This window comes from Thalassotalea sp. ND16A (assembly GCF_000764205.1).
GTDB lineage: Bacteria > Pseudomonadota > Gammaproteobacteria > Enterobacterales > Alteromonadaceae > Thalassotalea_A.
This window is the reverse complement of the sequence record NZ_JQDZ01000079.1, coordinates 1-12,494: the sequence shown is the minus strand read 5'-3', so window position 1 is coordinate 12,494 and position 12,494 is coordinate 1. Positions and strand designations below refer to the sequence as shown.

Here is a 12,494-nt window from a genome sequence, read left to right as displayed (position 1 = left end):
TTCCTGAAGGTGTTGAAATGGTAATGCCTGGCGACAACTTGAAGTTTGTTGTTGAGCTTATCAACCCAATCGCGATGGACGAAGGTTTACGCTTCGCTATCCGTGAAGGTGGCAGAACAGTAGGCGCGGGCGTTGTATCAAAAATTATTGAATAATAATTTTTATACAGCCTAGCTGAAAAAAAAGGTCGCGAAAGCGGCCTTTTTTTTGTCTTAAAAATGGCCACGGGCAGTCAGAGCAGGGTACGAGGTACAGGGTACCCCTTACTCATGCGACCTGCTCGTAGCCCGATGCCTGCAGCTAACTCTTAACCTAAACCATTTAATTGCCTTTCCTAACCCGCTGTTCTCTATACCTTTGTTTCTCCCTAGATTAAACTACAATATAAGTTCTCAATTAAGAAAAAAGAGGTAATAAACATGGACTACGACAAAGTCACCACAGATTTAATCGATATGGTTGTCCTTTACGGCCCTAAGCTGGTAACGGCGATACTAGTATGGATCATCGGGATTTGGGTGGTTAAAGGAATTTTATTGGCATTAAATAAAGCGCTGGATAAGGCTCAGGTGGATGAATCATTAATACCATTCGTCAAAGGTTTGAGTCAGGCGTTATTGAAAGTGTTATTAGTTATCACTGTACTTAGTATGGTGGGAATCGAGATGACCTCGTTCGTTGCAATATTAGGTGCTGCTGGATTAGCTGTGGGTCTGGCGTTATCGGGTACTTTACAAAATTTTGCTGGAGGGGTAATGATTTTGCTGTTCAAGCCTTATAAGATTGGCGATGTAATCGATGCTCAAGGCTACATTGGTAAAGTGTCGGAAATTCAAATTTTCAACACCATATTAAAAACGCCAGATAATAAAACCATCATTATTCCTAATGGCGGGTTAGCAACTGGCTCAATGACCAACTATTCGACCGAAGCCACTAGGCGCGTGGATTGGACTTTTGGCATCGGCTATGGCGATGATGTTGATCAGGCAAAAGCCGTTATGCACAAATTGTGTGCCGATGATGCGCGTATTTTAAAAGATCCTGAAGTATTTATCGCGCTATCTGAATTGGCGGATAGCTCAGTGAACTTTGCTGTACGTGCCTGGGTTAATGCTGATGATTATTGGGCGGTATATTTCGATATGAATGAACAAATCTATAAAGTATTCAATCAGCAAGGGTTAAATATTCCTTACCCGCAAATGGATGTACATATCCATAAAGCCGAAGGATAATTGAACTTATTATTGGCTTTTGCTCTCTATAATTTAGAGAGCATAGCCAGTTTTTCAGCTAATTAAGAAGATGTTTTATGAAAAATTTTTATTTATCTACTTTCGCAATGCTATTTATTGTCAGTTTAACGGCCTGTATGGCGACAGCAACTGAACAACAAAGCAAAGTTAAAAGTTCGCAAGCGCAACAAACAACGCCAGCACCAGCAACGAAAAAGGCAATCGTTATGAAAGACAATACGCCACCACCTAATGAATTAAGTAAAGGCGAATTACCGATAGGGCAGTGGTATACCGGGACATTGAAATATTATAATTTGGAAGGTGGTTTTTTTGGCTTTCATGGCGACAATGGTGAGCGACTCCTGCCGTTGAACTTAGAGAAACGCTTTCAACAGCACGGTGCTAAAATAAAGCTATTTGGCTATGTTGATAAAAACATCATGACGATACAAATGTGGGGGACGCCTTTTAAAGTTCAGAAAGTGGAATTAATCAAAGCGGGTGAAAAATCCAGAGTGAACCCAAAAGACATTTAATTTTTAAATGATTCATTAACAAGAAAGGAGATAGCATGTCATCTCATTTCTTGTTAATGGACGTATATGTCCACGAAAAGCCGTAAATATATATTTATTCGCAAGTAAAGTTTTGCTGAAAAATATTTAGTTGTGCGCCACCGTCAATAAATACCACCTGATAAATGCGATCATAGATGCTCTCATCAAAACTTGTTAGTGGCTGTTCAGCTAGTAGTCCGGCCAGTACTGCTGTGGTATTACTGTGTCCAACAACTAGCGCATTTTTCTTTGCCGCCAGTAACGATTTAGCAAAGGCTGGCAAATTGGCTGGATCATAACTTATTACCGATAATTGCTTACTCGTTGAGGTCGGTGCTGCCGTTTGTTGAGTACGCTTATAGTTGGTACTGTAAAGCATTTCAATGTTAATAAGCTGCAATTGCTGAGCGATACTTTCAGCACGGGTTAACCCGCATTGCGTTAGAGCCGGGTTTTTCGTATCCGGTAACTTTTCAGCATGCCTTATCAAGTAGATGGTGAAGCCTTGTTTATCTTCAGCCGAGCTTGCGCTTGCTGGTAAAAGGCAAAGCAATACCGATAAATAAACCAGTTTTAACATGTGATCACGCATATTGTGCTCGCAACATATCCCAGTGTTTTATCCGCTGGTTCAAGTTTTCTTTTAATTCTTTGTAGCGTTGCACCAATAGTGACTGTTCAACATCTTCGCTCAGTTTTGATCGTTTCTGGCCGATAAGCTGTTTTTTCGTTTCGTAATATAAATTCATCTGCTCAATCAGCAAATCATATTCGTGCTGTAATTTGGCAATTAATTCATCAGCATTGGCAATGCTTTGTAATTTACTCTGACTGTTAACAAGTTGCATCTTAGCTTTCGCTTTGGCAATTTTATCTTCAGGGGTCTTCCTTAAACTGTGCGTTAAATTAAGGTAACTACAACCTCTAATTAACCATTTTGTTGGATCAAAGTGAAACCATCTAATGCCATTGCGATAGTCATTCTCAAAGATATGATGGAAGTTATGGTAACCCTCGCCAAAGGTGAAAAATGCCAATATGCCATTATCTCGTGCGGTATTCTTTTTGGTGTACGTCTGTTTGCCCCAGATATGAGCTAACGAGTTAATAAAGAATGTGGTGTGATGGCTGAGCACCAGCCTTAACACCCCGATTAAAAGTACACTCGAGAATACATCACCGTGAAGTATCCCAAGTCCGATAGGAATACCAAAATTAGTCACTATGGTCAGCAATAAATAGTTTTTGTGTTGCCACATCACTATTTTCTCTTTTTGCAGGTCACGCACATTATCGTAATTAGCATAGCTCTCTCGGTGATAATCCCTCAACATCCAGCCAATATGAGAAAACCAAAAGCCCTTCTTCGCAGAATAAGGGTCAATATCATTATTATCTACGTGTTTATGATGCACGCGATGATCAGAGCTCCAATGTAAAATACTGTTTTGTAGGGCAAATGCACCACCTATGGCATAAATGAACTTTAACAGCGGATGTGCTTTATAAGTTCGATGTGACCATAAACGATGGTAACCGGCAGTAATGGATATGCCACAAAAACAGAAACAAATAATTGCCGCAATAATTTCAAAACTGTCAAAGCCATGGGTTATTGCGCGATATGGCACTAGAATGGCTGCAACCAGAAATGTTGTTAAGAAAACCAGGATGTTTATCCATAGTAAGCGAGGTTTGTTCATTGGGATCTCATAATATTGTAGTTGTCGCTTATCAGCAACGATGTAAATACACTGGTTTATTCAAAGTTATACAAGTCCGATAATATATTGACCAATAAATTATCGGACCTGGTATTAATATTTCAGCGTACACGTGTACACTATTCTAACTTTTATCATTGGTCAGTCAAGTACCAAATCAAAAACTTGTGCTATGATTTGCAATTATTTAATTTCATTCAGCGAACAATCAAAAAATTATGTCTGGTATAAGAGCTCAGCAAAAAGAAAAAACTCGCCGTCTACTCATCGATGCGGCATTAAATCAGCTAAGTGCCGATCAAAGTTTCTCTAATTTAAGTTTGCGCGAAGTTGCTAAAGAAGCCGGCCTTGCTGCGACGTCTTTTTATCGACATTTTAATGACATGGATGAACTGGGGTTAACTTTGGTTGATGAAGCGGGACTAACCTTGCGGCAATTAATGCGTCAAGCCCGGTTGCGCATAGAAAAGGGGGGCTCGGTAATTCAAATTTCGGTGAAAACCTTTATGGAATTTATTGAATCAAACGGCAACGAATTTAGACTATTGCTACGTGAACGCTCGGGGACTTCAACAGAGTTCAGGGCGGCGGTGAGTCGGGAGATACGGTACTTTACAATGGAGCTGTGCGATTACCTGCAAAAAGCCAATAAATTAGATGTTGAAACCAGCTATTTGCAAGCCAACGCTGCAGTTACCATCGTTTTTAGTGCAGGCGCGGAAGCATTAGATGCTAATGAATCCGAAAGACAAGAGCTGGCAGACAGAACCATCAAACAATTGCGCTTCATTGCCAGAGGCGCAATGGATTTAAGTTCACGCTCTAAATAAGCTGGACTCAGCTTAAGTAAGCCGATGAATTGGCTTACTCAGGATTTTAGCTCTTTTTCGTTAGCACCACACCACATTCGATATGATCGGTATAAGGGAATTGATCGAACAGTGCAAATTTTTCAACCTTATGGGTTTTACTGAGTATTTGTAAATTATCATGCAATGTCTGTGGGTTGCAGGAAATGTAGATAATTTTCTCAAATCTGGAAACTAATTCGCAAGAGTCGTTATCCATACCGGCTCTTGGTGGGTCAACCAACACGGTATCGTAACTGTATTGGCTTAAATCAAATCCCTGCAAACGACGAAATTCACGTTCGCCATTCATTGCCTGACTGAACTCTTCACTCGACATTCTGATAATATCCAGATTATCGACCTTGTTTGCGGCAATATTGTGTTGTGCTGAGGCGACAGAGCTCTTTGATATTTCTGTGGCCAAAACCTTAGTAAAATTAGCGGCTAAAGCAATACTGAAATTGCCGTTACCACAATACAGTTCAACCAAGTCACCTTTAGAGTTTTCCGTTGCATCACTCGCCCAGGTCAACATCTTTTCATTAACAACGCCATTCGGTTGAGTAAAGCTGTTTTCTACTTGTTGATAGTTTAGTTGTTTGCCTTTTACCGTTAACACTTCAGTGACATACTCTTTATTTAATACCACTTTTTGTTTGCGGGCACGGCCAATAATATCTGCCGGAGCGATGGCGCTTAACGTCGCTTTAAGTTTTGTCGCCAGCTCTATCCATTGCTCATCCAATTGCTTGTGATAGAGCAAGCTGATCAACAGTTCACCACTTAATGTTGACAAAAAATCTACCTGGAATAATTTGCGGCGCAGAATTTCTTTATCTTTAATATGGTCAATCAGTGTTGTCATCGCTTGATTAATTAACGTACTGGCGACGGGGAAGCTGTCCACTCGATATTTTTCTCGGGTTTCTTTATTGAACATTATGTAATAAAGTTCGTCACCTTCATGCCATACTCGAAACTCGGCACGCAATCGATAATGCAACGGCTCTGAGGTAAAGACTTCTGCCTCAGGCATAGAGAATTCAGCAAACAGCTCGCTCATTGCGGTTTTTTTGTGAGCAAGCTGGGCTTGATAGTTATCTGGATGAATGTGACTGAACATAATAAAGTAGGCCTTGCATTTGGGTGAGCGCAGATTTTATACCCTGTATTAAGTAAATCCTAGTGAATAATTGCACGTTTGCTAGCTAACTTGCTCTGAGAGGGCAGAAATAGCAGATTGTGCCATAGTTTTGAATAAATAAACTTTATCAACAAGAATAGAATATATGAAAGAAATTAACACCACCCGAAATAAGCTAATGTTTATCCTGCCGTCAATGCTGGGGTTGTTACTGTTTTTATTTCCGCTGCAATATGATGGTCAAGCCAGCATCCCGGTTGCTGCCTTAGCTAAGATGCTACAAAAATTGATGACCAATTTTGCCGCCGAAGCAATTTGTCTGCTGATCATTATTAGTGCCTTAATGAGTGCCTTCGTGAGTATCTTTCAACGGAAAAATATTCAACCGGAATCTATGCTAGCTAGCCTGTTTTTGGTAACACCTATTTGGTTGGTGATACGCTGTTTAGGAGCCGGATTTGCCGTATTGGTTTACTTTAAAATTGGCTCGGCGATGATCTGGAATGAAAATACCGGTGGCTTGTTATTGCATGATTTAATGCCGATATTATTTGCCATGTTCATTTTTGCCGGGTTGTTATTACCCTTGTTGCTTAATTTTGGCTTATTGGAATTTGTTGGTACCTTATTCAGTAAAGTGATGCGGCCGTTATTTAATTTACCCGGGCGCTCGGCAATAGACTGTACTACCTCCTGGTTGGGTGACGGCACCGTAGGCGTATTGTTGACCAATAAGCAGTATGAACAGAAAATTTATACGCAAAAAGAAGCTGCGGTCGTTGGCACCACCTTCTCTGCGGTTTCCATTACTTTTAGTTTAATTGTGATTGCCGAGGTGGGTCTGGCACATATGTTTTTGCCATTTTATTTTGCCGTTTGTCTGGCCGGTTTTGTCGCGGCACTGGTGGTGCCACGTTTGCCGCCGTTAGTGTTTAAAAAAGATGCCTATATTGACGGCACTCTGCCAGATCCTGACGCTCATAAAATTCCGGATAACGAGAATGTTTTTCGCTATGGCTATAGAGCGGCAGTTACCAGAGCTGCACAAATAAAAACGTTTTCCAGTGTGTTAGCAGATGGCGTCAAAAATGCATTAGAAATGCTGTTTATTGTCATCCCTGTCGTTATGGGCATTGGTACCATCGCGTTAGTGTGCGCCGAATTTACGCCAATCTTTGATTACTTGGGCAAACCCTTTGTTCCCTATCTTGAGCTTTTACAAATACCAGAAGCGGCTACTGCGGCGAAATCGGTAGTGATTGGTTTTGCCGATATGTTTTTACCATCAATTTTAATTGCCGGGGTAGAATCTGAAATGACGCGTTTTACCATTGCCGCTTTATCGATTAGCCAGCTAATTTATTTATCTGAAGTTGGTGCCATGTTACTTGGCACGAAAATACCAGTTAACATATTGGATTTATTTGTAATTTTTATATTACGCACTTTAGTCACATTGCCGGTAATCGCGCTGGTAGCGCATGTTGTGTACTAAGGGAAGTGATAATTTAGTGATAAATTTTCAAACAGTTGTTTACATTTGATTTCAAATCTGGGTTAATACTAGCAGATTTTTACACTGGTATGACCTCAGGTGGTTTATGACAACGAATACAAAAACACAGATAACTAACCAAACGAATAGTGATAGCCCGTTTCAGCATCTATTATCGCCGTTAGATCTAGGTTTTACTCAATTAAGCAATCGGGTGTTGATGGGGTCAATGCATACCGGTCTGGAAGAAGAAAAAAATGGCTTTGAAAAACTCGCCGCTTTCTACCAAGCACGTGCTAAAGGCGGTGTCGGGCTAATTGTTACTGGCGGTATTAGTCCTAATTTTCGTGGTCGGGTATCGCCGTTTGGTGGCGAGTTGAGTAAATGGTGGCATGTGAAAAAGCACAAAGCGGTTACTGCTGCGGTGCATAAATATCCGACTAAAATCTGTTTGCAATTGCTCCACACTGGCCGTTATGGTTTCCATCCATTTTCGGTGTCAGCCAGTAAAATTAAGTCGCCGATAAACCCGTTCAAGCCAAAGGCCTTATCTGAGCGGCAAATCTGGAAAACCATAAAAGACTTCGCCAAATCTTCAAAACTTGCTCAGGATGCCGGCTATGATGGCGTTGAGATCATGGGCTCAGAAGGCTATTTAATTAACCAGTTTAGTTGTAAGCGCACTAACCATCGCCTTGATAGCTGGGGTGGCAGTATTGAAAACAGAATGCGTTTTGGCGTAGAGGCGGTTAAAGCCACGCGTCAACGTGTTGGTGAAAAATTCATTATTATTTTCCGCCTGTCGATGATTGATTTGGTTGAAGGCGGCAATACCTGGGATGAAGTGATCACTATGGCGAAAGCGATAGAAGCTGCAGGCGCTACCATTATCAATACCGGTATTGGTTGGCATGAAGCTCGCGTACCTACAATTGCCACCAGTGTGCCACGGGCGGCATTTACCTGGGTTACTGAAAAGTTAATGGGGGAAGTGCAGATCCCTTTGGTCTCGACCAACCGCATTAATACGCCAGAAGTGGCGGAACAAGTTCTGGCAAGTGGGCAGTCGGATATGGTGTCTATGGCTCGTCCATTTTTGGCCGATGCGGAATTTGTCAATAAAGCGGCGGCAAATAAATCGGACGAAATCAATACTTGCATAGGTTGTAACCAGGCGTGTCTGGATCATGTGTTTAAGCAACAACGCGCCTCCTGTTTAGTAAATCCTCAGGCGTGTTACGAAACGGAGCTCACATTTGACAAAGCCAGCAAAGCCAAATCAATTGCGGTGATCGGTGCGGGCCCTGCCGGCCTGGCATTTAGTTGTTATGCCGCGAAACGTGGGCACAAGGTCGAACTTTTTGATGCCGGCAGTGAAATTGGCGGTCAATTTAACTTTGCCAAACAAATTCCTGGAAAAGAAGAGTTCTATGAGACGTTACGCTATTTCCGTAAACAGCTGCAGCTGTTAAACGTTAAGGTCACTCTTAATAGCAAGCAAACCACTGAGTCTTTAATGGGACAAAATTTCGATGAGATTGTGGTAGCAACAGGAATTAACCCGAGAACGCCACCAATTGCCGGTATCGATAACTCTATGGTGCTAAGTTATTTGGATGTATTACGTGATCATAAGCCGGTAGGTAAACGTGTCGCTATCATCGGCGCTGGCGGTATCGGATTTGATGTTGCCGAATTTTTAGCGGAAGAAGACTCCCTCACCAAGCACCCAGAACAATGGTTAAAGGAGTGGGGCATCGATAAAAGCTATCAACAAGGCGGTGCGTTAACGAAAGACCATACGCACAGTAAAAGCAATCGTGAAATTCATTTGATGCAGCGTAAAACCACTAAAGTTGGCGCCGGCTTAGGAAAAACTACGGGCTGGATCCATAGAAGTACGTTAAAAAACCAGGGGGTGAATATGATCCCTGGTGTTGAGTACTCAAAAATTACCGATAACGCATTACACTTTATGGTGGATGGCAAAGAGCAGATACTCGAGGTTGATAACGTCATTGTTTGTGCTGGCCAAGATCCGAATAAAAGCTTATATCAGCAGTTAACCAATTTGCAGCAAAATGTCCATTTAATCGGTGGCGCCGACGTTGCGGCGGAATTAGATGCCAAACGAGCGATCCGCCAGGGTGCAGAACTGGCAGCAAGAATTTAGTGCTTATGGGAAATTAGTATTGTCAGCAACAGCGAGGACATTGACCTGATAGAAGGTTAATTACGCCAGCTGCCCATTGCTAGTTGCCCGTGGCTCGATGCTCTGGCTGTTAGCAAATAAAAGGGTGATGTTAGTCACCCTTTTGCTGTTAATGGCTTAGTTCAGTTTAACAGCGGTTTTAAAAACCTCGCGGTATGTGATTGTTTGTGTTGCGCCACTTCCTCTGGAGTACCAGCAACAAGAATTTGCCCGCCACCGGAACCACCTTCAGGACCTAGATCAACAATCCAGTCGGCGGTTTTCACCACATCCAGGTTATGTTCAATAATTACCACGGTATTACCGTGATCTCGCAAACGATGCAATACATGCATTAATTGTTTAATGTCATGAAAGTGCAAACCGGTTGTTGGCTCATCGAGGATGTAAAGCGTTTGGCCGGTATCGCGTTTCGATAATTCTTTTGATAATTTGACTCGTTGCGCTTCACCACCGGAAAGAGTAGTAGCAGATTGGCCAAGTTTTATATAAGAAAGGCCTACATCCACTAAGGTTTGTAACTTACGTTTAACCGCAGGGATAGCATGGAAGAAGTCAAAGCCATCTTCAATGGTCATATCTAATACTTCATGTATGGTTTTGCCTTTGTAACGAACTTCCAGGGTTTCACGGTTGTAACGCTTACCTTTACAAATATCACACGGCACATAGACATCGGGTAAAAAGTGCATCTCGACTTTTATTACACCATCACCCTGACAGGCTTCACAGCGTCCACCTTTAACGTTAAAGCTAAAGCGGCCAGGCTTATAACCACGAGAGCGTGATTCTTGGGTCGCGGCAAAGATGTCACGAATCGCGGTAAAAATTCCGGTATAAGTGGCCGGATTTGAACGCGGCGTTCTACCAATTGGGCTTTGATCAATATCGATCACTTTGTCGAGTTTCTCTAAACCGGTAATGGTTTTATAAGGTGCCGGTTCATCTACCGTGGCGCGGTTTAATTCGATATGCGATATTTTGTATAAGGTGTCGTTGATCAGTGTCGATTTGCCAGAACCAGAGACACCCGTTACACAAGTCATTAAGCCTAGCGGGATGGTGAGGGTAACGTCTTTTAAGTTATTCCCGGTAGCCCCGGTTAAAACCACTATTTCGTCTTTATCAACCGGAGTTCGTTTGGTCGGAATTTCAATTTTTTCAACACCCGAAAGGTATTTGCCAGTTAGTGAGTCTTCATTGGCTAAAATATCGTCAATCGTGCCTTCCGCTATGATTTGTCCACCGTGAACACCGGCACCTGGGCCAATATCGATAACATGATCGGCTTCTCTAATGGCATCTTCATCGTGTTCAACCACGATGACGGTATTACCAAGATCTCGCAGATGGATAAGAGTTTTTAATAAGCGTTCATTATCGCGTTGATGCAAGCCAATGGAAGGTTCATCCAATACATACATAACACCGACTAAACCCGCACCAATTTGTGAGGCGAGACGAATACGTTGTGCTTCGCCACCAGATAAAGTGTCGGCGCTTCTCGAAAGCGACAGGTAATTCAAACCAACGTTAACTAAAAAGCCTAAACGATCATTAATTTCTTTTAAAATTTTCTCTGCAATTTGACCTTTTTGGCCGTGAAGTTGTAACGTGTTAAAGAAACTTTCTGCTTCCGCAATAGAGTATTCAACAATATCGTTTACCGGTTTATTGTCAACAAACACATTTCTTGCTTCTAAACGTAAACGACTACCGCTACAGCTAGGACACGCTTGGCTGTTTAAATACTTTGCCAGTTCATCGCGTACTGCATTTGATTCCGTTTCGCGATAACGTCTGTCCATATTGACCAGGATCCCTTCAAAAGGATGCTGGCGAATAACAATGTCGCCACGGTCATTCATATATTTAAATTCAATTTCAACTCGGCCACTGCCGAGTAATATGGTTTGCTGAATGCCTTGCTCTAACTCTTTAAACGGTTTATTGAGATCAAAGTTATAATGATCGGCTAATGAGGTGAGCATTTGAAAATAATAGAAATTGCGTTTATCCCAGCCACGAATTGCGCCGCCAGCTAAACTTAACTCGTCGTTGGCGATCACTCGTTGCGGATCAAAAAATTGCTTGTTACCTAAACCGTCACAAGTTTGACAGGCACCCGCCGGGTTATTAAATGAAAACAACTTTGGCTCGGGTTTTTGCATACTATAGCCACATTGTGGACAGGCAAAGTTTGCTGAGAATAACATTTCTTCTCTATCGGGCTCATCCATAAAGGCAATAGCCGCAATACCGTCGGTTAACCCTAATGTTGTTTCAAAAGATTCGGCTAATCGGGTTTGAATATCATCACGTACCTTTAAGCGGTCGACCACCACTTCAATAGTATGCTTTTTATGTAAGTCTAAGGTTGGTGGATCGGATAAATCGCAAACTTCACCGTCGATACGGGCACGGATATAACCTTGTGCAGCAAGGTTATCTAATAACTTAACATGCTCGCCTTTTCTATCTTGCACCACAGGTGCGAGCAGCATGACTTTAGTGCCTTCTTCTAGTGCTAAAACATTGTCAACCATTTGGCTTATGGTTTGTGCCGCTAATGGCTCATGGTGAGTCGGACAGCGAGGTTCGCCAACACGTGCGTATAGTAAACGCAGATAATCATAAATTTCAGTAATAGTACCTACGGTGGAACGCGGGTTATGCGATGTCGACTTTTGTTCTATCGAAATCGCTGGCGATAAGCCCTCGATATGGTCGACGTCTGGCTTTTCCATTAATGATAAAAATTGACGTGCATAAGCAGACAAAGATTCAACATAACGACGCTGGCCTTCGGCATATAACGTATCGAACGCTAAAGAAGACTTACCTGAGCCTGAAAGGCCAGTAATAACAATGAGTTTATCGCGAGGAAGATCTACGTCGATATTCTTCAAGTTATGAGTACGAGCACCGCGTACTTCGATTTGTTTCATGCCACGTCCTGTTTTTGCCGATACCAGCAAAGCTGAAATTCAGAGAATCGCGTATTATGGCATAAAAATCGATTAAAAATCAGCTAACAGTATTTATTTAACTTAAAGGCAAACCAATTGGGTACAGGGTACAAGCAGTGAGGTTGAAATAAAAAGCATTGCTGTTAAACATAAAACGTCATTCCGGCGAAGGCCTAACACCGATCAGTTAAGGAAAACGATCGGTTGACAAGAAAAACGATCATACGACAATAGCACCTTCTATTTAGACAGGGCTATTTTTCATGCTTTCAAATTGGTTAATTGATACAGAGTTATTTGC

At 42.0% G+C, this 12,494-nt stretch carries 9 protein-coding genes and 1 pseudogene; 6 read left to right on the top strand and 4 right to left on the bottom strand.

The features are described 5' to 3' along the window. The 3 genes and pseudogenes from tuf to ND16A_RS20300 all read left to right on the top strand — a co-directional run. Positions 1–155, top strand: a pseudogene (tuf, locus tag ND16A_RS20665) (elongation factor Tu); the annotation flags it as partial. Positions 156–419: 264 nt separating this feature from the next. Beyond that, positions 420–1,238: a mechanosensitive ion channel family protein gene (locus tag ND16A_RS07015; protein WP_033078084.1), complete on the top strand. Its 819-nt coding sequence runs from the start codon at positions 420–422 to the stop codon at positions 1,236–1,238. 77 nt (positions 1,239–1,315) lie between these two features. Then, a complete protein-coding gene (locus ND16A_RS20300) occupies positions 1,316–1,777 on the top strand; it encodes a hypothetical protein (protein WP_052073148.1) in 462 nt (153 codons plus the stop codon). 94 nt (positions 1,778–1,871) lie between these two features. Here ND16A_RS20300 and ND16A_RS07020 read toward each other — a convergent pair whose 3' ends face one another. Together ND16A_RS07020 and ND16A_RS07025 are read right to left on the bottom strand one after the other, a co-directional pair. After that, on the bottom strand, positions 1,872–2,390 hold the full coding sequence (locus tag ND16A_RS07020; RefSeq protein WP_052073147.1) for a SixA phosphatase family protein: 519 nt from the start codon (positions 2,388–2,390) through the stop codon (positions 1,872–1,874). Next, positions 2,383–3,501 (bottom strand): acyl-CoA desaturase, encoded by a 1,119-nt coding sequence (locus tag ND16A_RS07025; RefSeq protein WP_033078083.1) that lies wholly within the window; start codon positions 3,499–3,501, stop codon positions 2,383–2,385. The genes ND16A_RS07020 and ND16A_RS07025 overlap by 8 nt, the downstream gene beginning before the upstream one ends. Positions 3,502–3,740: 239 nt before the next feature. Here ND16A_RS07025 and fabR point away from each other — a divergent pair, with 239 nt between their 5' ends. Then, entirely contained in the window at positions 3,741–4,352 is a 612-nt protein-coding gene (gene fabR / locus ND16A_RS07030; RefSeq protein ID WP_033078082.1) for an HTH-type transcriptional repressor FabR, read from the top strand. Positions 4,353–4,398: 46 nt separating this feature from the next. Here the strand turns inward: fabR and trmA are convergent, their stop codons facing one another. Next, positions 4,399–5,496, bottom strand: a complete 1,098-nt coding sequence (trmA, locus tag ND16A_RS07035; RefSeq protein ID WP_033078081.1) for a tRNA (uridine(54)-C5)-methyltransferase TrmA — start codon at positions 5,494–5,496, stop codon at positions 4,399–4,401. Between the two features lie 166 nt (positions 5,497–5,662). On the opposite strand from trmA, the gene ND16A_RS07040 reads away from it, so the two are divergent. Both ND16A_RS07040 and ND16A_RS07045 read left to right on the top strand, forming a co-directional pair. Further along, positions 5,663–7,012: a YjiH family protein gene (locus ND16A_RS07040; protein ID WP_033078080.1), complete on the top strand. Its 1,350-nt coding sequence runs from the start codon at positions 5,663–5,665 to the stop codon at positions 7,010–7,012. A gap of 106 nt (positions 7,013–7,118) precedes the next feature. Continuing rightward, complete coding sequence (locus ND16A_RS07045) at positions 7,119–9,185, top strand: oxidoreductase (RefSeq protein ID WP_052073146.1); 2,067 nt, start codon at positions 7,119–7,121, stop codon at positions 9,183–9,185. Between the two features lie 161 nt (positions 9,186–9,346). Here the strand turns inward: ND16A_RS07045 and uvrA are convergent, their stop codons facing one another. After that, positions 9,347–12,172 carry an excinuclease ABC subunit UvrA gene (gene uvrA, locus ND16A_RS07050; protein ID WP_033078079.1) on the bottom strand — a complete coding sequence of 942 codons (2,826 nt, stop codon included), beginning with the start codon at positions 12,170–12,172 and terminating at the stop codon, positions 9,347–9,349. Positions 12,173–12,494: the final 322 nt, after the last annotated feature.

Excerpts from the sequence above, each read along its gene's own strand:
- ND16A_RS07015 (WP_033078084.1), top strand. The coding sequence starts at position 420 with ATGGACTACGACAAAGTCACCACAGATTTAATCGATATGGTTGTCCTT.
- ND16A_RS20300 (WP_052073148.1), top strand. The coding sequence starts at position 1,316 with ATGAAAAATTTTTATTTATCTACTTTCGCAATGCTATTTATTGTCAGT.
- ND16A_RS07020 (WP_052073147.1), bottom strand. The coding sequence starts at position 2,390 with ATGCGTGATCACATGTTAAAACTGGTTTATTTATCGGTATTGCTTTGC.
- ND16A_RS07025 (WP_033078083.1), bottom strand. The coding sequence starts at position 3,501 with ATGAACAAACCTCGCTTACTATGGATAAACATCCTGGTTTTCTTAACA.
- fabR (WP_033078082.1), top strand. The coding sequence starts at position 3,741 with ATGTCTGGTATAAGAGCTCAGCAAAAAGAAAAAACTCGCCGTCTACTC.
- trmA (WP_033078081.1), bottom strand. The coding sequence starts at position 5,496 with ATGTTCAGTCACATTCATCCAGATAACTATCAAGCCCAGCTTGCTCAC.
- ND16A_RS07040 (WP_033078080.1), top strand. The coding sequence starts at position 5,663 with ATGAAAGAAATTAACACCACCCGAAATAAGCTAATGTTTATCCTGCCG.
- ND16A_RS07045 (WP_052073146.1), top strand. The coding sequence starts at position 7,119 with ATGACAACGAATACAAAAACACAGATAACTAACCAAACGAATAGTGAT.
- uvrA (WP_033078079.1), bottom strand. The coding sequence starts at position 12,172 with ATGAAACAAATCGAAGTACGCGGTGCTCGTACTCATAACTTGAAGAAT.